At 40.2% G+C, this 20370-nt stretch carries 22 protein-coding genes; 13 read left to right on the top strand and 9 right to left on the bottom strand.

The window, feature by feature from the left end; all coding sequences use genetic code 11:
• Positions 1-4: 4 nt before the first annotated feature.
• From C6W18_RS13230 to C6W18_RS13215, 4 genes are all read right to left on the bottom strand, one after another.
• Positions 5-880, bottom strand: a complete 876-nt coding sequence (locus C6W18_RS13230) for a helix-turn-helix domain-containing protein (RefSeq protein WP_105927834.1) — start codon at positions 878-880, stop codon at positions 5-7.
• Between the two features lie 20 nt (positions 881-900).
• A complete protein-coding gene (locus C6W18_RS13225; RefSeq protein ID WP_003211787.1) occupies positions 901-1110 on the bottom strand; it encodes a YheE family protein in 210 nt (69 codons plus the stop codon).
• Positions 1111-1264: 154 nt separating this feature from the next.
• Positions 1265-2623, bottom strand: a complete 1359-nt coding sequence (locus tag C6W18_RS13220; protein WP_105927833.1) for a YheC/YheD family endospore coat-associated protein — start codon at positions 2621-2623, stop codon at positions 1265-1267.
• Positions 2580-3686, bottom strand: a complete 1107-nt coding sequence (locus C6W18_RS13215; protein ID WP_105927832.1) for a YheC/YheD family protein — start codon at positions 3684-3686, stop codon at positions 2580-2582. The genes C6W18_RS13220 and C6W18_RS13215 overlap by 44 nt, the downstream gene beginning before the upstream one ends.
• A gap of 214 nt (positions 3687-3900) precedes the next feature.
• Between C6W18_RS13215 and C6W18_RS13210 the strand changes: the two genes are divergently transcribed.
• From C6W18_RS13210 to C6W18_RS13190, 5 genes are all read left to right on the top strand, one after another.
• On the top strand, positions 3901-5034 hold the full coding sequence (locus C6W18_RS13210; RefSeq protein ID WP_105927831.1) for a DUF445 domain-containing protein: 1134 nt from the start codon (positions 3901-3903) through the stop codon (positions 5032-5034).
• Positions 5035-5155: 121 nt separating this feature from the next.
• Entirely contained in the window at positions 5156-5512 is a 357-nt protein-coding gene (locus C6W18_RS13205; protein ID WP_034321530.1) for a YlbF/YmcA family competence regulator, read from the top strand.
• 447 nt (positions 5513-5959) lie between these two features.
• Positions 5960-6826, top strand: a complete 867-nt coding sequence (locus tag C6W18_RS13200) for a Cof-type HAD-IIB family hydrolase (RefSeq protein ID WP_034321528.1) — start codon at positions 5960-5962, stop codon at positions 6824-6826.
• A 113-nt stretch (positions 6827-6939) separates the two neighbouring features.
• The gene (locus C6W18_RS13195; RefSeq protein ID WP_105927830.1) at positions 6940-8439 is read left to right on the top strand and encodes a coproporphyrinogen III oxidase; all 1500 of its coding nucleotides are present in this window, start codon (positions 6940-6942) and stop codon (positions 8437-8439) included.
• A 75-nt stretch (positions 8440-8514) separates the two neighbouring features.
• Positions 8515-9789 (top strand): lysine N(6)-hydroxylase/L-ornithine N(5)-oxygenase family protein, encoded by a 1275-nt coding sequence (locus tag C6W18_RS13190; RefSeq protein ID WP_105927829.1) that lies wholly within the window; start codon positions 8515-8517, stop codon positions 9787-9789.
• 38 nt (positions 9790-9827) lie between these two features.
• Here C6W18_RS13190 and C6W18_RS13185 read toward each other — a convergent pair whose 3' ends face one another.
• Both C6W18_RS13185 and C6W18_RS13180 read right to left on the bottom strand, forming a co-directional pair.
• Positions 9828-11051, bottom strand: coding sequence for a cation:proton antiporter (locus C6W18_RS13185; RefSeq protein ID WP_105927828.1), 1224 nt, complete (start codon positions 11049-11051; stop codon positions 9828-9830).
• A 3-nt stretch (positions 11052-11054) separates the two neighbouring features.
• On the bottom strand, positions 11055-11552 hold the full coding sequence (locus C6W18_RS13180; RefSeq protein ID WP_048238384.1) for a cation:proton antiporter regulatory subunit: 498 nt from the start codon (positions 11550-11552) through the stop codon (positions 11055-11057).
• Positions 11553-11905: 353 nt separating this feature from the next.
• Here C6W18_RS13180 and C6W18_RS20095 point away from each other — a divergent pair, with 353 nt between their 5' ends.
• Entirely contained in the window at positions 11906-12100 is a 195-nt protein-coding gene (locus tag C6W18_RS20095; RefSeq protein ID WP_078061699.1) for a hypothetical protein, read from the top strand.
• A 23-nt stretch (positions 12101-12123) separates the two neighbouring features.
• Complete coding sequence (locus C6W18_RS13165) at positions 12124-12897, top strand: enoyl-CoA hydratase (protein ID WP_105927827.1); 774 nt, start codon at positions 12124-12126, stop codon at positions 12895-12897.
• 31 nt (positions 12898-12928) lie between these two features.
• On the opposite strand, the gene C6W18_RS13160 is transcribed toward C6W18_RS13165, so the two are convergent.
• A complete protein-coding gene (locus C6W18_RS13160; protein WP_034321511.1) occupies positions 12929-13117 on the bottom strand; it encodes a YhzD family protein in 189 nt (62 codons plus the stop codon).
• Positions 13118-13288: 171 nt separating this feature from the next.
• Between C6W18_RS13160 and C6W18_RS13155 the strand changes: the two genes are divergently transcribed.
• From C6W18_RS13155 to C6W18_RS13140, 4 genes are all read left to right on the top strand, one after another.
• Positions 13289-14503 carry a metallophosphoesterase family protein gene (locus C6W18_RS13155; protein WP_105927826.1) on the top strand — a complete coding sequence of 405 codons (1215 nt, stop codon included), beginning with the start codon at positions 13289-13291 and terminating at the stop codon, positions 14501-14503.
• Positions 14504-14519: 16 nt separating this feature from the next.
• Positions 14520-17306: an ATP-binding protein gene (locus tag C6W18_RS13150; RefSeq protein WP_105927825.1), complete on the top strand. Its 2787-nt coding sequence runs from the start codon at positions 14520-14522 to the stop codon at positions 17304-17306.
• Positions 17307-17368: 62 nt separating this feature from the next.
• The gene (gene yhaM, locus C6W18_RS13145) at positions 17369-18316 is read left to right on the top strand and encodes a 3'-5' exoribonuclease YhaM (protein ID WP_105927824.1); all 948 of its coding nucleotides are present in this window, start codon (positions 17369-17371) and stop codon (positions 18314-18316) included.
• A gap of 116 nt (positions 18317-18432) precedes the next feature.
• Entirely contained in the window at positions 18433-18663 is a 231-nt protein-coding gene (locus tag C6W18_RS13140) for a sporulation YhaL family protein (protein ID WP_034321499.1), read from the top strand.
• Between the two features lie 58 nt (positions 18664-18721).
• On the opposite strand, the gene C6W18_RS13135 is transcribed toward C6W18_RS13140, so the two are convergent.
• Positions 18722-19594, bottom strand: a complete 873-nt coding sequence (locus C6W18_RS13135) for a peptidylprolyl isomerase (RefSeq protein ID WP_034321496.1) — start codon at positions 19592-19594, stop codon at positions 18722-18724.
• A 161-nt stretch (positions 19595-19755) separates the two neighbouring features.
• Here C6W18_RS13135 and C6W18_RS13130 point away from each other — a divergent pair, with 161 nt between their 5' ends.
• Together C6W18_RS13130 and C6W18_RS13125 are read left to right on the top strand one after the other, a co-directional pair.
• A complete protein-coding gene (locus C6W18_RS13130) occupies positions 19756-19842 on the top strand; it encodes a YjcZ family sporulation protein (protein ID WP_008361129.1) in 87 nt (28 codons plus the stop codon).
• Between the two features lie 145 nt (positions 19843-19987).
• Positions 19988-20077 (top strand): YjcZ family sporulation protein, encoded by a 90-nt coding sequence (locus C6W18_RS13125; protein ID WP_017360317.1) that lies wholly within the window; start codon positions 19988-19990, stop codon positions 20075-20077.
• Positions 20078-20130: 53 nt separating this feature from the next.
• On the opposite strand, the gene C6W18_RS20335 is transcribed toward C6W18_RS13125, so the two are convergent.
• Entirely contained in the window at positions 20131-20316 is a 186-nt protein-coding gene (locus C6W18_RS20335; RefSeq protein WP_072368131.1) for a hypothetical protein, read from the bottom strand.
• Between the last annotated feature and the right edge of the window lie 54 nt (positions 20317-20370).

Here is a 20370-nt window from a genome sequence, read left to right as displayed (position 1 = left end):
TTATTTATGAAAGGTCGAGAAGAATCATCATAAAGTAAGCAGCCGATGCTTCCGAAAAATGTCGTATATCTAGACCTGTGCGCTCAATAAATTTATCGATCCGATATTGAAGGCTGTTTCGGTGAACATATAAAGCTTTTGCTGCCTGCGATGCATTTAAATTACATTGCATATAGGTCATCAGGGTGCGGTAAACATCCCGATCAAAGACCGTTTCTTTAAAAGCATCAGAAATAGCGTCAAAAACCACAGAGGCATCATAACGAATGAGAGATGGCAGACATTGATAAAATGTGGCAACCCCTGACCTAAGCTTGCCTCGCTGCATATGCCACATAAAGAGCTGATATTCATTTAACAATCTTATTTGCAAATGGTTATTTGGCAAATGCAGCTGTCCTTGTAAAAAGAAAGAGTCTGTTAAAAAATCACTTGTGATGGCCTGAGACAAATCATTTAGCTGATCTAATTGACCATTTTCTGACGTAGCGTTTGTTTGAATCAGCATAGCTGTTTCAGCGCCTGTCCATATGAATTGGGTGCATTCGAGGCTGCTATTCACAGCCTCTTTTATTTGCTGTCTTTGTTCGGGTTGATGGTCCATTTTAAAATAATGAACACGGACGGGATGGTGGACGGTTAATGGTTTGTTTTCAAAAAGATAGCTGTACCATTTCTGTTCATCCTCAGTCTGCTGTGTATGAGATAGATCAATTGGTGTAAGGAAAGAATTGAGAAGAAGTGTTTCTCTTGCTGTAAGCGCCGTTTTGTCTACTCCAAATATTTCGCCTTTGTCCGTTTGATACCAAAGAATCTGTTTGTCATTTGTTGGTGAACTGATGATATGGTGTCCGTAAACAAGCTTTAACTTTTCTAACATGGCGAGGCTCCTTAAACAGTTTAATCATAGACATGGAAAAGCATTAATTCGTGGATTTCTTCTTTTAGGGTTGGTTCGACTTCATGAGGCGGAAGCTGGGAGCCCCATTCAATATCACCCGTTTTGTGGTAGATACCTTCATAGTGCGCACCATTGTGAAAAAAGGATATTTTCCATCCTGGCAATTGCGCTTTCTTAAAGAGGGGTTTCCATTGAAAATGAGAAATCATATCATCATTGCCTCCTTGCTTTTATTGATGAAACAATAAATAAACACGACAATACGGAAACAACCTTGAACTTGATTTTATTGTATCTCATCTGATGAAAAGAGCATAGGAAAAGCATAGATTTCAGAATACTGACACGCGAGACGAAAAACAATCAGTTGACGTTCGCGTGATCTGTAGTCGTGAGTGTCGTTTGTGAAAGGTAAGACGCGTAATCCACAATTCTTTTCCCGATCAGCCATTCTGATTTTTTCAAGGACACATGCTGGAAAATCTCACGGCCTGGGCGAGAATTGGCTTCAAACATCCAGATTGCGCCTGTGTGATCAATGCCTAAGTCAAAACCGATTTCACCAATATGACCGGGCATTTTTTCATCTATCACCTGACTAAGCGTGATGGCAGTATGAGAAAGCTGTTGTAAAATCTGCAAACGTTTCTTCTCTTCAGGAAAGACATCATAGAGTGTTTTGACCGATCCTCCATGTAACTGATGGGTCGTGACTGTGTGATTTCCTGAAACTTTTGCCGCTGCTGCCGTGACTGTCCAATGACCATACTTATTTTTATTCGTATGAACTCTGAAATCCAGCGGTTGATTGTCTATATGCAGAAGTTCAATGCCTTGTTGGGCAATAATTTCATGAATGACGCAATCTTTTCGCAACTGTTTGACGAAATGTTCTACTGAATCATATGAAATGGACTTTCCTTTATTCGAACGTACAATGATCTCGTTATGCACTGATTTTAATTGATAAATACCGTCTCCGTGACTCCCGTTTGTCGGTTTTAAGTAAATGACATGATGCAGATGGAGGAGTGTTTCTATTTTACTTAGAGTGTCCAAAGGATCTAATTGTATGGAATGTGGCAGAAAGGACAATGTTCGTTCATCTGTTAATAGTTGCTCATGTATATGCCATTTATTAAAAAAATAAGGGTTGAACCAAGGGATCTCGTAATCTTGAGTGAGTTTGCGCTTTGTTTCTTGAATGAAAGCCGATTGAGCAGCCTTTCTATTTGGAAGCCGGTCATAAACGACTGACGGCAGAGGGAGTTGTTTTTTAACCCATCTGTCCTCTTGGTAGAGCAGTCCTTCTACTATCCCTTTTTCCCAATCAATAGAATGAGTACCAAAAACATATGCAAAACCAGCATGTTGCTTGCAAGATTGCAGCAGCTTGATAAAAAAATCTGATCTTGATCCTAATGGCTGCGTACTTTGCTCAAAACCTGCGGTGAAAATGCCGATCAGTGGCCCTATAAAAAGTGTATCGTCAACGATGATGACTTCAACTTTTGATTGGTAAGGAATCAGTAAATCGATGTATAGGTCTTTCGATAATAAAATTTTATGTGTTTGTTGATGGTAGGAAATGGTGAAGTCGTCTACTAAACGAGACCCTAAAGCAAGAGAATCGATTGCATTCTGCTGTTTAAAATGGATGGGAAGGTGAATTGTTTTTTCACTTGTTAGATGAGGGACGATGATGCAACGATTTCTGTTCATAAGAAGCCTCCTTCGGTTGAGACATCATAGATTGTGCATGTTCAAGAATGAATCGAATCAATTGATTTTCCTTTTCAGGGTAAGCTTTTAAAAAAGCGGATCGTCCTGGTTTAGATCTTATATTTGATATGAAAAGTCTGCCTTCACTTGTATGAAGTAATTCTAAAGCGAACTCAAAGCATGGAGAGTAGGTTTTATCTACATATGCTGGGAGAGATGACTGAATGGATGCAATATCATCTAATAGTAGCTCTTTGATGTGTGGCTGCAATGAATGTAAATAGTGGTCAAAGCCTACCACTTGATTTGAATTTTGTGCATTGCTTAAAAGGCTATTTTCCAAAGGTGATTTTGTGTGAATCCCCATGCTATTCCATTGATTTTGTGAATCTTTCATAAGAAAAATCCTTATTTCATTGAATAAAAAATCTTTTTGGTCATTCGTGTTAAAAAATTGAAGGAAATATCGACCTACAAACTTTTTGCACCATCGTTCAACCTCTGATGGACGAGAAAATGTGATGACCTGCATGGGACTTAGCTGAACAGTGAATGTTGTTTTGTCATTTAAGGAAATGAAGTAAGTAGATGATGCATGCTGTTGAGAGAGCGGTTGCATCTTACAATATCCACCCTTCCTTACCATGTTGAGCAGGTCCGAGGGCTCTTTCAATAATGAGCATACAGGTAAATATGGCTGCAAAGAAGGAAGGAGACGGAGCCGCTCGAATAGCACCATTTTATTTGGGATTCCAGTATTCAAAAAAGCTGTTTTTGGATACTTTTTTAGCCATTCCATGATTGGTTTTGCTTTTTTAGATTGTGCGCCATGCTGGTAAAGACATCGATCGTAAATCAAGTCTGGAATTTGAAATTCTGCGGCTGCAAAACCTTTGTCATTCGTATATTTTTGACCTTGTATCAAATTCGAAGCAGGCTTTAAATCAAGAGGTGTAAAACGAACAACCTCTAAATCAAAAGAAGAGGCAGCTTTGGCGAGCTGACGTGTGAATACCTCTTCATGCTGCGGAGAAAGGGTCACAATACCTAACGTTGACGTCATTAAAAAACACCTTCTTTTCAACTTCATTTTTTACCACCAGAGAAACACTTTTTCATGATTTTACAGAAACCTTGCGCTCCTTTATCATTACGACAGATTACTTTATCATATGTCTCATTGCATGCTTCATTTGCTTGGGATCATGACAACAACTATAATACGTATAGATCAAAACAATAAACATCGGGTGTAGTTTGAAAGGTAGATGACGACTTTGAATATATTCACAACGTTTATCTTTATGATTGTTATAGGAGCAGTCATAGGAGCAGCGACAAACCATCTTGCAATTAAAATGCTTTTTCGTCCTTATAAGCCATATTACTTATTTGGAAAACAGCTCCCATTTACACCAGGGCTCATTCCTAAAAGAAGAGATGAAGTAGCCAAGCAGGTTGGTGTCATGGTTATGGAGCATTTACTCACGCCAGAAGGTATTCAAAAACGATTTGAATCATCGGAGGCAAGGCAAGAGATGTTGCATACAGTCCATCAATATATTGACAAGGGTGCTGATATGGAGATAACAGTGCTCTCCTTGTTAGAAAGATTTGGCGTTCCGCAGGCTGATGTAAAAGCAGATGAATGGCTCCATCAGTGGTCTGATCAGAAGCTCAGTTCACTGCTTGAAAAATATGATCAGCAAATTTTATCTGAATTGCTTCCTCCAGAAGTGGAAAATAAAATCTCTTCAAACATTCCAGTTGCAGCAGATTATATTTTAAAGAGGGGCATTCATTACTTTGAAAGTGAAGAAGGAAAAGCAAGACTTGGCAATATGATTGATGATTTCTTAAAAGAACGAGGAATGCTTGGCAGTATGGTCCAAATGTTTCTTGGGAATTCAAGCTTAATTGACCGTGTACATCCTGAAATCATCAAATTTTTAAGAAATGCAGAAACAAAAAGGTTTTTATCGGATTTGCTTGTTCAAGAATGGGACAAGGTAAAGCAGTTTTCTCTTCATGAGCTTGATGAAAAATGGAATGTGAAGGAGCTTGTATTTAGTGTGAAAAGACAATTGCTTTCCCATTTCTCTACAAAGCTGATATTAGACAGACCAGTTGGAGCTTATGTCAGTGCTGTAGCGGATGATCTCAAAACACAATTTGCGCCAGTGCTGATTGATAAGGTGATCGAAGCGGCATCGAATGCTTTAGAGGGTCTGCTCGCTAAGCTTCAATTTGAAGAAATCATTCGGGAGCAAATTGAACTTTTCCCACTTGAAAAAATGGAAGAGCTTGTGGTCAGCATTTCCAGTAAAGAGCTCAAGATGATTACCTTTCTAGGTGGTCTTTTAGGCGGGATGATTGGCGCTATCCAAGCTATTTTTGTCACGCTATTCTAAGACCGGCTAGAGAAATTTTGATGAATTTATTGTATATATGTGAAACGAAAGCCATAGTTTGTTATAGTGGAGTGGTGTCCGCCGATCATATCGGTGATAACGGATAGAAAGGAGACATAACATGTCTGTAAATCTTTATGATGTTGCATATGACCTTGAAAAAGCACTGCGTCATAGCGAAGAATATTCAACTTTAAGAAATCTTTATGATGAGGTAAATGAGGATGAGTCCTCTAAAAGAATGTTTGAGAACTTTCGTGACATTCAAGTAAACCTTCAACAAAAACAAATGACTGGCCAAGAGATTACACAAGAAGAAGTGGAGCAAGCTCAAAAAACGGTGGCACTTGTTCAGCAGCACGATAAAATCTCTCAATTGATGGAAGCAGAACAACGCGTGAGTGTTCTCATCGGTGAATTAAATAAAATTATCATGAAGCCTCTTGAAGAGCTTTATGGAAATACAGAAGAAAATTAATTGAAAGGGCGATAAAATTCGCCCTTTTTTTATTTAGCATCTCCTCTGCATATCTTTTAAAAAAAGGTTGATGAAGCTCAAAAATTCTGCGATAATACTTATTGAAAGTGCTTTCAAAAAAGCGCTCTCGTGATTAATTGGGTGCGTTTCACTTGGGATTTATGGCGATGAGCCGAATGAGAGAGAAGCGCTTCTGGGAGAAACGCAAAGCATAAGGGGATCGAATATAAGCAATGCTTTGGTGTGTGAAAGATAAGGGGATTATGGGGAGCTTCATCACTCCATTGTTACGCATCCAAACCATACATAAAAAAAAGCCTAGGGGTAGGCTTTTTTTATTTACCGTTGATTCATAAAGCTAGGGGTTGTTTCAACTGTATGTTCTAAAGCACCAAGCTAGGGCATATCCTCATCTTAAGTACAGTCATCAAGAAGGGGGATGCCTCAGTGTCAAAAAAACTACTTGCACTCAATATAGATGGAACGTTACTTCGTTCCAATGGGAAAATTCACTCCGCTACAAAAGAAGCTGTAGAATATGTAAAGAAAAAAGGGGTTTACGTGACGATTGTCACCAATCGGCATTTTCGGGCAGCACAAAAAATCGCCAAGGCGTTGAAGATTCCAAATTCAACTCTTGTGACGCATAGTGGTGCTTTTATCGCTGATAAACTCGATGAGCCGCTTCATGTGAAGAAATTAACGGAAGAAAAAACATTTAATCTTGTGCAAATTCTTGAAAGCTTTGATTGTAATGTCCGCTTGCTGCATGAAAAATTCTCTATCGGCAATCGAAAAAAAACACAGTCTCAATTGATGGGAAAGACGTTGATTCATCCGTCTGATCCGATTTTTTATCCCGTTCAATTTGTAGAATCGTTAAGTGATATGCTGATGGATGAACCGGTCAGCACACCAGTGATTGAAGTATATTCGACCGCAGAGCTTCAGCCTGAGATTCACAAGACTATTCAACAAGCATTCCCTTCTGTCGATCTCATTAAGATCAGTGATGAGAAAATGAATATCGTATGCAAAGGGGTTTCAAAAGAAGCAGGACTCTCTCTTTTAACCTCGGCGCTAGGATTAACTTTAGAAGATACGGTCGTCATCGGCCATGGGCCAGATGACATTCCAATGCTTGAGTTAGCTGGCTTAGGCGTCGCTATGGGAAATGCACCTCATTCGGTCAAGCGTAAAGCCGATTGGGTGACACGGTCTCATGATGAACAGGGCGTCGCTTATATGATCAAAGAATACTTTAGAATGCAGCAAAGGGAAGGCTTTTTACATCAATTCGATATTAAACGATAATACGGTGAAGACCCTGTCCATCAAGAAATGACAGGGTCTTCATCTGTTCCCTTCATTGCTTTTCCTAGATGAATTTTGTAAAATGAAACAAGTTTGAAGATAAAGGTGATACGATGCGAATTTTAATTAAAGGGCTGTCAGATGAACGATTTCATCGCCCGCTAGTCAATATAGCAAACTTATTTGAAGAAGATAGTGAAGTGCTGTTTGATCCAGACGAACAGGATGATGGTTTAGTGATCGTGTTTAGCTGGAAAGAAGAACGTGGAATGATTGAAGCATCTGGCCATATCGCTGGATCAGAAATAAACAGTCGTTTTACAAGAGATGTGCCAGAGGGCTTAAACGATAAAGAGCGCTGGAAGCAAATCAAAAACACAGTGCTCTCTGTTTATTTACACCTGCTTCAGGAGCATACAGGCATGACGCAAAAATGGGGGATTCTCACCGGGATACGTCCTACGAAATTACTTCACAAGATGCTAAGAGAAGGCATGACAAAGGAAGAAGCACATGCGGGGTTAAAGCGTGATTACTTGATTCATGATGAAAAAATCGATTTGATGCAGGAGATTGTCGACCGTCAGCTTCAAGCGATTCCAGATCTGTATGATCTTCAGCAGGAAGTGAGTATTTATATTGGTATTCCTTTCTGCCCAACAAAATGTGCTTATTGCACGTTCCCTGCTTATGCCATTAAAGGACAAGCTGGCAGAGTGGGAACGTTTCTCTTTGGACTGCATTATGAGATGCAGAAAATGGGCGAATGGTTAAAAGAACACGGGATCAAAGTGACGACCGTTTATTTTGGCGGAGGCACGCCAACGAGTATCACAGCGGAAGAAATGGATTTACTGTATGAAGAAATGCATCGCTCTTTCCCTGATGTGAAACATATTCGAGAAGTTACTGTAGAAGCAGGACGTCCTGATACGATTTCGCCTGATAAGCTAGAGGTGCTAAACCGCTACAATATTGACCGGATTAGCATCAACCCGCAATCATATGAGAATGAAACACTGAAAGCCATTGGCCGGCACCATAGTGTGGAAGAAACGATTGAAAAGTATCATTTATCAAGACAGTACGGCATGAATAATATTAACATGGACTTAATCATTGGTTTGCCGGGTGAAGGACTAAAGGAATTTCAGCACTCCTTGCAGCAGACTGAAGAACTAAGGCCTGAATCTTTAACCGTGCATACACTCTCCTTTAAAAGAGCGTCTGAGATGACGCGCAATAAAGAGAAATATCAAGTGGCAGACCGAGAAGAAATCACACGTATGATGGATGAAGCGGTCGCTTGGACGAAAGAACATGAATATTATCCATATTATTTATATAGACAAAAAAACATCTTAGGGAATCTCGAAAATGTCGGGTATTCATTAGATGGACAGGAAAGTTTGTATAATATCATCATTATGGAAGAAGTTCAGACGATCATTGGCATTGGATGCGGCGCAGCCAGTAAATTTATTGATCCGCGATCAGGAAAAATTACGCAGTATGCCAATCCAAAAGATCCAAAATCGTATAATGATCGCTATGAGCACTATACGGAAGAGAAAATTCAATTCCTTGAGTCATTATTTGTTTCTCACGTTTAAACACTGCGGTGACGCAGTGTTTTTTTCATTTGTAAAAGGGTATATAAGTGATAAAAAGTTAAAGCAGGTGTACATATGATTGATGTGATCGGAATTGGGATTGGGCCCGCAAATTTAGGATTGGCAGCTTTATTAGAGGAGTATGAAGACGTCACATGCTGTTTTTTTGAACAAGAGGCTCATTTTGCCTGGCATCCTGGTATGCTGATCAAAGGAACGGATTTGCAGGTTTCCTTTCTAGCAGACCTTGTGACGATGGCGAATCCAAGGAGCAGGTATACATTTTTGAATTATTTACATGAATCAAACAGACTTCATCGATTTTATACATTTGAACAATTTGATATACCTCGGAGAGAATTCAACGAGTACTTATCATGGGTCGCAGGTGAATTAGATAGCTGTCAGTTTGGGATGAAGGTAGAAGAAGTGACGGACTGTCAAGAAGGTTATCTAGTAAAAGTTCGGCAAATGAAAGACGGATCGCTTTCTGAATATCATGCAAAGCATGTCGTACTTGGGACAGGAAGCAAGCCGATGATTCCAGTCGATGTGCCAGAAGCTGCATTGCCACATGTGACGCATAGCAGCCGCTACTTAGATCAACAAAAAGAACTTCACGAAGCTGAATCGGTGACAGTAATCGGTTCCGGGCAAAGTGCAGCCGAGATTTTCTTAGACCTCCTTCAGCATCAAAAGAAAGGGCAGCAGCTTTCATGGTTTACACGTTCTAGTGAATTTAGAGAGCTGGAGAAGGCAGAGCTTGGCCAGGAGCTATTTACGCCAAAGTATGTTGAATATTTTCATTCGCTTCCTTATGAAGAACGTATGAATACATTGCCTAGACTGACTGGATTAAGGAATGGCATAGATGCATCGACGCTTTCTCGCATTTATCAGGAATTGTACCATCGCTCTGTTTCAGGAGAAGAGCCGTCTGTTCTCATTCAGCCGATGACCGAGCTTGAAGCGATTCAGATGGAGGAGCATCGGCCTTTGGAACTGCACCTAAGGCAGTGGCAGCTGAAGAAAGAAAAGAAAATAACAGCGGATCATGTGGTATTGGCTACAGGATACACGCCGAATATTCCCGCATGGTTTAGTGCGTACGAACCTTTGATTGAATGGGAAAGTGATGAACATTTTAAAGTGACAGGCGACTTCAGGCTTGTATTCAAAGACAAGCGCTCACATCATTTCTTTACATTTACTCATCTTGATCACTCTCATGGAACAGCGGCGACCAATTTAAAGCTATCCATCTACCGCAACCAGAAAGTGATACAAACCATTCGCGGGGTAAAGGAAACACCAGTGAAGCAAGAAACAGCATTTCAGCAATTTGATTAAGAAATGAAAAAGGGCCCTTTATTCGGGGCCCTTTTTGGTTAAATGGTTGTTTCTTTTTTCACTTTTGGTTTTTCTGTTTTCCACTTAAAGATTTTATTGAGTATGTGATAGATTCGCTTAGATTCTTTCGTCACAAGGGGTCCTAAAATCGCAAGGATTAAGACATATAATGCAGCAAATGGCTTCAATGTAGCGGCAAGCCCACCTGCAATGCCAAGCTCGGCTACGATGATTGAAAACTCTCCTCTTGAGACGATGGTTAATCCAATATTAGAAGAGGCTTTATGAGAAAAACCAGCTCTTCTTCCAGCGAACATACCGGCAATGAAGTTCCCAATTAAGGTGAGAATTACAGCGCCAATCGCAAGCCAGAAGGCGTCTCCTAATGTAAATGGATCAATACTCAGACCGAAGCTGAAGAAGAACATCGCCCCAAAGAAATCTCTAAATGGAACAACGAGATGTTCGATGCGGTCAGAATGCTCTGTTTCTGAGAAAACAAGGCCAAGTAAGAGAGCACCGATTGCCTCTGCTACATGAATTGTCTCTGAGAAACCAGCGACAAAGAACAAAGCGGCAAAAATCACAATGATGAACACTTCGTTCGAACGGATATCGAAAAGCTTGTTTAATAGTTTTGGCAGCTTACGTGCGATGATAAAGAAAAGCATCATATAACCAAAAGCGATTAAAATAGATAATAAGGCACCGCCAACGGATGTGGCATCTCCAAGGACAAGACCTGATACGACGGATAAATAAACGGCGAGGAAAATATCCTCGAACATAATAATCCCAAGAATTAACTCTGTTTCAGGGTTCGCTGTCCGTTTCAAATCAACAAGGACTTTGGCAACGATGGCACTAGATGAAATGGTGATAACCCCTGCCATAATGAGAACCTCGAGGAATCCAAATCCTGTAATGAAACCATAAAGCAGTCCTAAGCTAAAGTTGATCAAAATATAAATAGATCCGCCGACTGCAATGGATTTGCCCGATTTAATGAGCTTTCCGACAGAGAACTCAAGTCCAAGGTAGAAAAGAAGGAACAAGACACCCATTCTACCAAAAAACGAAATAATTTCAGTGCTTTCGATAAATTTCAAATCAATGATCCCGATGGTCGGAGCGTGCGGCCCAACAACCATTCCGAGGACGATGAGAAAAGGAATGATAGAGAATTTAATTTTATTGGCAATTAAGCTGGCAATGGCGATGAGAATCAGCGCCGTCCCAATTTCAAAGACTAAATGATCCATTCATCACTCTCCCCCTCTAGAAAGAAAATCACGTATCAATCGCTTCAAGTGTTTTCTTTCCCCTGAAATGACCATCGTATCATTTGCTTGAATAATCGAATCAGCACCTGGGTTGAGTAATTTTTCATTTGTATGTTTAATGATCGCAATCACGGTTACTTCATAATTTTGTCTCACATCTAAATCACCGAGTGTATGTCCAACCGCTTTTGCGCCTTTTTCCACCTTAAACCATTCAATGATCAAGTCATTGAAGGCCATTTCAATGGTTTCAAGTGCCTGCGGCTTATACACCATCCCGCCGATAATAGCAGCGATTTGCCGGGATTCAGCATCATCGAGAGAAATGGTGGATAGAACTTCATCTGGATCATCATCGTCAAAACGATAAATCTCCCGTCTGCCATCATCATGAATCACAATCGTCATCTTTTCTCTATTTCTCGTTTCAATTTCAAATTTCTTTCCGATCCCTGGAAGATCATTTTCTTTAATGTTCATTTTATCCCTCCGAATATGATAGGTTGTGTTTTTCATATAGTGAATACGGATGAAATAAAATGAATCAGTAGAGGTAATTTGATTGACACATAATGGGGATCGCACACTTCATTTCCAAAAAACATAGATCAATGGATAATGCTGTTGATGGAACACGCTTTAAAAGAAAAGCTTTTGAACCAACCATTGATAATCTGTGCTTTAACAGAATGGATGAGGCATGTTTTTTTGAAAATGGAGGTGTCTTCACTGCGTTTATTTCTTCATCATAGATGGATGGAGAAATACAATTGGGTGTGCTCGCTTCTGCCTGTGAAGCAAAAACGACATTTGAAAAGGGAGAAAACATGACGATGAAGCTAATCAATATGAGTATGGAACACCTTATCAATCATCCTCCTCCTTTCAAATCATTTTTCTTTCTTATTTTACTATATAAAAATATATTTCTTGTTTCAACAATTATGCTTATTTTAGTATCAATTGATCTTGAAATTTTTTATTCAGAGGAAAAGGAATTACTCGATGGAAAGGGAAGTAAGTCATAAGCTGTTAAGAAAGAGGGGAATGGATGATGACATATATCAATGGTCAGTTAGATGGGGATATTTTTGAAATCGTTTTCAATAGACCGGAAGCTTATAATTCATTTCATGTTGACATGTTTGCTGAATTCAAGGAGGCGTGTGATACAGCGGAGGAAAGCAGTGCAAAAATCGTTGTGATTAAGGGAATGGGAAAAGGGTTTTCGGCTGGCGGAGATATTGGAATGATGCTTAAGCAGGATCGTGAAGAGGATTTTCATCGTGTGATGGATTTGATCGAGGGAATTACACTTTCTCTTGCCCGTATGAAAAAAGTGACGATTGCGCTTGTTCACGGGGCAGCGGCGGGCCTTGCTTTTAGCTTTGCTCTAAGCTGTGATTATTTGTTTATGCATCAAGATGCAAAACTCGCCATGAATTTTAACGGAATAGGGTTAATTCCAGATGGGGGAGGGCATTTTTTCCTCACAAAAAGAGTCAGTGAACAAACTGCCAAACAATTGATTTGGAGCGGACAAAAGCTGTCGGCTGAAGAAGCGCTCGAGCTTCGTCTCGCAGATGGTGTGTTTCAGGAAGAGGTCGATATGTATCAAAAAGTGTGTGTGAAGCCGTTTATAAACATGCCGCTTCAGGCTTTTATTGAAACAAAAATGATCTATTTCCAGCAGTCAGAATCACAGCTGTTAGCCGTTCTTCAAAAGGAACGGGCAGCACAGGCAAGATTGAGGCAAAGTCATGATCACAAGGAAGGTATTCAGGCCTTTTTAGAAAAAAGGCGTCCTGTGTTTCAAAAAGTATAAACGAATGTGAGGCCGGCGAATGCCGGCTTTTTTAACGTTCAAATAAAAGAAGCTTGCCTGCATTATCAACGAGCCGATGAGAATGCTTCGTATATTGCTGTTCGGTTAAGCGATGACGTCCTAATTCCTTCGCCTTTTCATCACTATCCGTTGTGATTTTTTCATTTAATAAGGTCTCACCTGACCGATCAAATACGGTTAAAAAGTATGTTTTTTCCATCCGTCATCTTCCTTTCCTCTGTTTTTTAATGTAATTAAACAAGGGGTAAGACAAAACCTCTTTTTTGCTTTTAAAAATGTGTTTTTTAGAATGAGAGTGATAGAACGTGCATTCGCAAAAATGGCGTGATAAAATATGGACAACTACAGTACCGGACAAGGAGATAGACGTTTGACTAAGCTCACCTTTATTCATGCCGCAGATCTTCATTTAGATAGTCCATTTGCGGGAATGTCGAATATACCAAGCCAAATATTTAAGCGGCTCAAAGAAAGTACATTTCAAAGTGCCAAGAACATGTTTGATCTCGCCATTGAACGAGCAGTAGACTTTGTGCTGCTGAGCGGAGATTTATTTGATGAATCTAATCGCAGTCTGAAAGCACAGCTTTTTTTAAGACATCAGTTTCTAAGGCTGCAAACACACGGGATTGAAGTCTTTATTATTTACGGTAACCATGATCATTTAGGCGGTGAATGGACACCGATTGAGTGGCCAGAGAATGTTCACGTTTTCTCGAGTCATACGCCAAGTGAGCAATCTTTTTATAGAGGGGATCAGCTTGTCGCAAGTATTTATGGGTTTAGCTACAAGGAGCGAGCTGTCTATGAAAATATGACCTCTCATTACGTAAAAACGACTGATGCTGCTTATCACATTGCCATGCTTCACGGCACATTAGCGGGTCAAGAAGGGCATGATGCGTATGCGCCATTTCAGCTACAGCAGCTCCTCTCGCGGGATCTCGATTATTGGGCGCTTGGACATATTCATAAGAGAGCCCTTCTCCATGAAGATCCATTTATTATTTACCCTGGCAACATCCAGGGCAGACATATAAAAGAAACGGGAGAGAAAGGCTGTTACTTTGTTCACCTCTCCGAAGATTCTGAGACAGCAGAGTTTATTGGGTGTGCAGATGTCTTCTTTGAGACATTGGGAATAGACATCACAGAAACGGTTCATATGACGGACCTCGTGACGCTTGTAGAAAGAAATATCGGTGAACTGAAAGAGCAGGGCGTTCCACATTTTGTGAAAATTGAATTGACTGGTGATGCGCCTGATTATTTTGAGCGCACGCAGCTTGAGGTGCTCGAGGAGCTGATGGCAGTTCTTCATGAGCAAGAAGAAGATGAAGACGTGTTCGTTTGGGTGATGTCTATTGACTGCCGAACAAACGAGGATGTCGTCTATCCAGAAGATTCCTTTTTGAAAGAACTCACATCAGAAATTGCACAGTTTGAGGCATATGAAGAGCTGCTCTCACCGATTAAGCGTCACCCAACCTACAGGAAGTCAGGGAAAGCTCTCACAAAAGAGGATGAAGTGGACATAAAAGAAGAAGCACAAAGATTGCTGACAGAACAGCTGAAGCAATTATGAGTAAAGGAGAGGCATGATGAAAATACGTTCACTCCATATTGCGAATTTCGGGAAATTTTCAAATCGAACCTTTCACTTTTCTGATGACGGTTTTCAGCTAGTTTATGGCCTGAATGAATCGGGGAAAACGACTTTGAAGGCGTTTATTGAATCGATGTTATTTGGTTTTTCAAAAAGCAAGATGTATAAGCCGAAGCAGGGGTCTTTTTATGGCGGATATCTCACTTGTGTAGATGAGACGTTAGGTATCATTCATATTGAGAGAACGTCCGATCAAGGCGGTCAAGCTCAGGTGTTATTACCAAATGGTGAAGTGAAAGACGAAGCTTTTCTAAGGACTCTTTTAAAGGGAACGGATCGCAGATTATTCCAATCAATCTATTCATTTGATGTGTTTGGATTGCAAAATGTCCAAGCCTTAAACCAAGATCAAATCGGTGAATTTTTACTTTTCTCAAGTTTATTTGGTTCAGATGCGGCCTCCAAGATGGATAGCAGGCTGCTAAAGCTGCAGGAGCAGCTTTTTAAACCAAATGGGCGCAAGCCGGAATTAAACCAGCAGCTTGATCGTTTAAAAGAGCTGACAGGCCAGCTGAAACAAGCCAAATTGGTAGAAGGCCGTTATGCCGAAAAGAAACGGGAGCAAACTGAATTAACGGAGAGTATAGAAAAGCTTCAAAATGAAATGAAACAGGTAGAAGAAAATATTCATCAACTGACTGAACACATTCGACTGTACCCTATGATAGAGAACAAGGTGGAGCTAAAAAAAGAATTGGCGCATTATCCAGAACGAGTCAAGCGGTTTAAACAAGAAACAGAGCATGAACTTGATAAACTAGAATCACACCTTCACCCGAAAAAAGCGCAATTGACGGCACTGAAGTCGAAATTAGATCACTTGCAAACCTCGCTTGCACAAGTGCAACCACTCTATGAAAAAGATACGTTAATGGAGATGAATCGTGTCGTCGATGAGTCGTCTGAGGCTGAGCTTGTGATGAAGCGCTTAGCAGAAGGAAAAGCAGAGCGTGATTCATTGAAACAAAAAATAGAAGAAGCGACAGCGAAGCTGAAATGGCAGCGTCCAATTAAGTTGGATCAGATCGATGACTCACTTGATTTTGAGTGGGAATTAAAGGAGGCTGTCAGCCAATATGTTCGTTTAATGGATAGAAAAGCCCAGCTGGATGATCGATTTGATCACGCAAGACATGAGCTAGAAGAAGCGGAAACCGCTCTAAAAGGATTAAAGGAACAGCAGGTCAAGCAGCAGGGCGCAGAGGATGCCAGGGGAACAAGAACGAAAGAGAAACAGGTTCATTCCAGGGCGTGGTTATTCCCGGTCATGTTTATGTTTGATGCTGTGATCCTGTTCGTACTATTCTTTTTAACAGAGTGGTGGGTGACATTACTCTTTGCAGTGTTTTCTGTTTTTGTCTTCATTGCTATGTATCCATTCATTAAACATGCTCTAATAAGGCAAGGAAACAGTGGAGAGACATCTGATTCCTTTCAGGTTCAAGCAGCTTCAGCTGAAACGGTTGTGAGGCAAAAGGAGCTTCTATACGAAAGAATCATCCGGCAATATGAAGACTGGGAACGAGAGATAGAACCAGTCCAGCAGCAAGTAGAGGAAATGAAAAGACAGCTGGGCTTGTCCTCAGAGCTTTCTTTCCTCGTAGAAGCCTTTCATATTCTGAAACAATTAAAAACGAATACAGCGGCATATGAGGTGATTACTCGGGAAATAGACGTGCTTGTCGACCAGGAATCAATCTACGAGCGTAGAGTCTTAGCGTTAAGCAGCATACTTCAAAGAAATGAAGGGACCATTCAAGAGAACATCTCAGCCTTTCAAGAGATATTGAAAGACGAGGCGAAAAGAGAAAAAGAACGTCAGGCATTGAATGTATCCATTCAACATGTGGAACAGCAGCTGACAACGCTAGAAGGAGAAATTCAATATTACGAAAAACAAATTGGCGAGCTTTTTCGTCAAGTAGAAGCGGAGTCAAAAGAAGATTACCAAGTACTTTCCCATCTATCTAAAGAATACCGGGAGCGGCTGTACAATTTGCAGCAGCTGAACCAAGAGTTGCATAGAAGCGGTTGTTTTGATGAGGAAGAATGGATTGTCCAGAAAGGATTACGCCTCCTTGAGAAGGAATGCGCAGAAGCGAAGAAGCATCTACATGACATTCAACTGAACTCAAGGAATATGGAGAAGCGCTTAGCAGAACTAGCGGTGGACATCCGGCAAATAGAAGCTTCAGGCACAGTGTCTGATTTGACTCATCAGCTTGCAGCCGAGCAGGAACATGCGAAGCATCTTGCGAAAAAATGGGCAGCTATTCAGCTTGTCCGCTCCGTCATTAGAGAAAAATTGAATGAACATAAAGAAACAAGGCTGCCAGCGCTCCTTCAAACAGCTTCCAGCTTTATTCAGCCGTTAACAAATGATCGATATGAAGCCATTTTATTTTCAACCGAAGATGACCGGCTGATTGTAAAAAGGATGGATGGACGAATATTCCGCCCAGAGGAGCTTTCGCAGGCAACATGTGAACAGATCTATCTCGCGATTCGTTTTGCGCTCGCTTTGTCTCATCAGCAAGATTGTCAGCTCCCATTTATGATGGATGACAGCTTCGTTCATTTTGATCATGTTCGTCTAGGAAGAGTACTGGAGATGATGAATGAAATGACTCGTTTTGAGACACAGCTGTTTTATTTCACCTGTCATCATCATATGAAGCAAGCAGCAGAAGAGAGCCAGATTACGAGTTTAGCAGTTGAATGATTGACAAATAATGACTTATGTTATACTTATATGAGCAGAAATATGGAAGGAGCTTTTATTGAATGGCTAAAGGGATCATGACCTATGATGTCGGCGAACAAGTTGACCTGCATTTATTAATTAAATCATCTACTAAAGGTATTGCGAGTAATGGCAAACCATTTTTAACATTAATTCTTCAAGATCAAAGTGGAGATATTGAGGCGAAGCTATGGGATGCAAAGCAGAATGATGAACTCACATATGCACCACAAACCATCGTGAAGGTAGTAGGTGACATTCATCATTATCGCGGGAGGAATCAGCTGAAGCTTAGGAATATACGCCCTGTTGCTGAAAACGAACAAATTCGAATTGATGATTTTCTCGAAACAGCTCCTATTCCAAAACACGATATGATGGATACGATTATGCAATATATCTTTGATATGAAAAACCCTAATATTCAGCGTGTCACAAGACATTTGCTGAAGAAATACGGACAGGAATTTGCTGATTATCCAGCAGCGACCAAAAATCATCACGAATTTGTCTCAGGTCTCGCCTATCACGTGGTGTCCATGCTGCATTTAGCGAAATCAATTGTTGACCTATACCCATCACTAGATCGAGATCTTTTATATTCTGGCATCATTCTTCATGATTTAGGGAAAGTAAAAGAGCTTTCGGGTCCAGTCTCAACCACATATACGGTTGAAGGGAACTTAATTGGTCATATTTCCATTATGGTGACAGAAATTGCGAAAGCCGCAGAAGAGCTTGGTATTGATTCAGAAGAAATTTTGATTTTACAGCATTTAGTGCTGAGTCATCACGGAAAGGGAGAGTGGGGAAGTCCTAAACCACCAATGGTGAAGGAAGCAGAAATTCTCCACTATATTGATAATCTAGATGCGAAAATGAACATGATGGATCGTGCGCTTGAGCATGTGAAGCCTGGAGAATATACAGAACGTATTTTTGCACTAGAGAATCGTTCATTTTATAAACCAACCTTTCATGATCAATAACAATGTCAAAACGTCCGTTTCATGCGGGCGTTTTTTTCATAACTTGTCTTCTTTTCGCATAAGCATATAACACAAAGGAAGAGAGAGATGTCCTGAAAAAAGGAGGCGATGAAAAGATGTTGTTTTTTCCATGGTGGGTGTATGCATGTATCATTGGCATTATTTTCTGTGCATATAAATTAATGACGACAGCCAAAGAGGAGCAAGAGATTGATCAATCCTTTATTGAAAAGGAAGGAGAAATTTTTATCGAGCGAATGGAACAGGAAAGAGAGCGCAGACGTCAGGATCAGCAAGTGAAAAGATCACAGGAAACAGTGAAACATGAGGATCATTCGATTGCTTAAATATCATTTCATACAAAACCCCCTCTGCTTGTTGAAGGCAGAGGGGGTTTTTTCGTGATTATTGATTTTGAGTTTCTGTTGTTTGTTGAGATTTTTCTTTGAACGTGTTTTGAAGTTCTTTGTCTTTTACTTTCACATCAGCGTCTTTTACCAATTTGTTTAAGATGGTTTGGACTTCATTTGTGTCAGCTTGTTTTTGATCAAGCAGTTCTTTTTTCAAGTCCGCTTTCATGTCATCGTATTTACCACGTTCTTCGGTCTTTTTGATGATATGGTAGCCGAATTGTGATTTCACTGGTTTACTGATTTCATTTACTTTTAGCTTGAAGGCAGCTTTACTGAAGTTCTCATCCATTTGGCCTTCTTTTGCAAACCATCCTACATCGCCACCTTGGGCTGCTGAAGCCGTGTCAGTTGAATATTCAGACACAAGGGCATCCCATTTTTCACCTTTATCTAATTTCTTTTCCACTTCTTCAGCTGTTTTCTTATCAGCTACTAAAATGTGGCTTGCGCGGATTTTCCCTTTTAGGTCATCGTAATACGCTTTTACTTCTTTATCAGTGATTTTGATGTTAGCTTTGGCAGCCTTTTGAGTCAGCAGCTCATATTTCACTTGATCTTTGATGTAATCTTTTCCGAATTCATCTTGAAGTTGTTTTAAACGATCTTCACCAAGTGTCTTTTTATATTCTTCCATTTTCTTATCAATTTCTTTATCTGATACTTTGTATTTGTCAGCAAGAACCTTTTGTTGAACAAGTAGGTTTAAAGCATCTCCACCTGCTTGTTTCTTAAGAGTTGTATAAAGCTCTTCTTTCGTGACATCTCCTGATTTTGTTGTTGCGATTACTTCTTTATCACCGCTACTGCATGCGCCAAGAGTTAAAACACTTACTGCTGTTACAGCTGCTAAAGCCATTTTTTTCATTCAAAAAACACTCCTAATCTTTCCAATTTATTTATCGTTGCTTGTATCATAACATATTGTGACACGCAGTAAAAAGAATTGCAAATGGAAGGGCATTCGTCTAGTCAAAAATTTGCACGCCACATACACATATAGTGATCACAAAAAGGAGGCTGAATTATATGGGAGCAGGATATTCTAATGGGTTTGCTTTATTGGTCGTGCTATTCATTTTGCTGATCATTGTTGGTGCAGCATATCTTTATTAATTAAATCGCTGTTACAGAAAGGAGCCGTCCTGCCATGCGTGCGGGCGGTTCTTTTTTCAAACGATGACAGGTGCCTAAACGTTTTCAATTTTTCTGCATACACTGAGCTTAGAACAGAGGAAGACCTGGCAGGAGGTGTTTTCACATGGGAGGAGAAGTCTTTGCTGGCGGTTTTGCACTAGTCGTCGTGTTATTTATCTTATTGATCATTATCGGTGCTTCTTGGATTTGCTAATAGATCATAGAACACAAAAAGCTGCCCTCAAACCGGCAGCTTTTGCTTTGATCTTAAATAGAAATGGTAATTTCAACAAATGATGAGATAAGTAAAATCAGTATCGATACATTGATAAAGCGAAACACCTTATCTTGCCGTTCTTCAGGAATCTCTCTGACAAGGCATAATGTATTAGTAAGCCTGTTTATTGAATACACAATAAACGCGGCAAAGACGATGAAGTAAAATAAAACTATCGGAGATCCCCCCTCTCTCTGCTATTCCATACTACATTACCAAATTTTTTATGA

Origin of the sequence: Bacillus sp. LLTC93 (genome assembly GCF_002993125.1) — a bacterium.
GTDB lineage: Bacteria > Bacillota > Bacilli > Bacillales > Bacillaceae > Bacillus > Bacillus zhangzhouensis.
The sequence above is the reverse complement of the archived record's forward strand: the minus strand, read 5'-3'. Positions and strand labels throughout refer to the sequence as shown.

Excerpts from the sequence above, each read along its gene's own strand:
- C6W18_RS13230 (WP_105927834.1), bottom strand. The coding sequence starts at position 880 with ATGTTAGAAAAGTTAAAGCTTGTTTACGGACACCATATCATCAGTTCA.
- C6W18_RS13225 (WP_003211787.1), bottom strand. The coding sequence starts at position 1,110 with ATGATTTCTCATTTTCAATGGAAACCCCTCTTTAAGAAAGCGCAATTG.
- C6W18_RS13220 (WP_105927833.1), bottom strand. The coding sequence starts at position 2,623 with ATGAACAGAAATCGTTGCATCATCGTCCCTCATCTAACAAGTGAAAAA.
- C6W18_RS13215 (WP_105927832.1), bottom strand. The coding sequence starts at position 3,686 with ATGACGTCAACGTTAGGTATTGTGACCCTTTCTCCGCAGCATGAAGAG.
- C6W18_RS13205 (WP_034321530.1), top strand. The coding sequence starts at position 5,156 with ATGTCTGTAAATCTTTATGATGTTGCATATGACCTTGAAAAAGCACTG.
- C6W18_RS13195 (WP_105927830.1), top strand. The coding sequence starts at position 6,940 with ATGCGAATTTTAATTAAAGGGCTGTCAGATGAACGATTTCATCGCCCG.
- C6W18_RS13190 (WP_105927829.1), top strand. The coding sequence starts at position 8,515 with ATGATTGATGTGATCGGAATTGGGATTGGGCCCGCAAATTTAGGATTG.
- C6W18_RS13185 (WP_105927828.1), bottom strand. The coding sequence starts at position 11,051 with ATGGATCATTTAGTCTTTGAAATTGGGACGGCGCTGATTCTCATCGCC.
- C6W18_RS13180 (WP_048238384.1), bottom strand. The coding sequence starts at position 11,552 with ATGAACATTAAAGAAAATGATCTTCCAGGGATCGGAAAGAAATTTGAA.
- C6W18_RS20095 (WP_078061699.1), top strand. The coding sequence starts at position 11,906 with ATGAAGCTAATCAATATGAGTATGGAACACCTTATCAATCATCCTCCT.
- C6W18_RS13165 (WP_105927827.1), top strand. The coding sequence starts at position 12,124 with ATGATGACATATATCAATGGTCAGTTAGATGGGGATATTTTTGAAATC.
- C6W18_RS13160 (WP_034321511.1), bottom strand. The coding sequence starts at position 13,117 with ATGGAAAAAACATACTTTTTAACCGTATTTGATCGGTCAGGTGAGACC.
- C6W18_RS13150 (WP_105927825.1), top strand. The coding sequence starts at position 14,520 with ATGAAAATACGTTCACTCCATATTGCGAATTTCGGGAAATTTTCAAAT.
- yhaM (WP_105927824.1), top strand. The coding sequence starts at position 17,369 with ATGGCTAAAGGGATCATGACCTATGATGTCGGCGAACAAGTTGACCTG.
- C6W18_RS13140 (WP_034321499.1), top strand. The coding sequence starts at position 18,433 with ATGTTGTTTTTTCCATGGTGGGTGTATGCATGTATCATTGGCATTATT.
- C6W18_RS13135 (WP_034321496.1), bottom strand. The coding sequence starts at position 19,594 with ATGAAAAAAATGGCTTTAGCAGCTGTAACAGCAGTAAGTGTTTTAACT.
- C6W18_RS13130 (WP_008361129.1), top strand. The coding sequence starts at position 19,756 with ATGGGAGCAGGATATTCTAATGGGTTTGCTTTATTGGTCGTGCTATTC.
- C6W18_RS13125 (WP_017360317.1), top strand. The coding sequence starts at position 19,988 with ATGGGAGGAGAAGTCTTTGCTGGCGGTTTTGCACTAGTCGTCGTGTTA.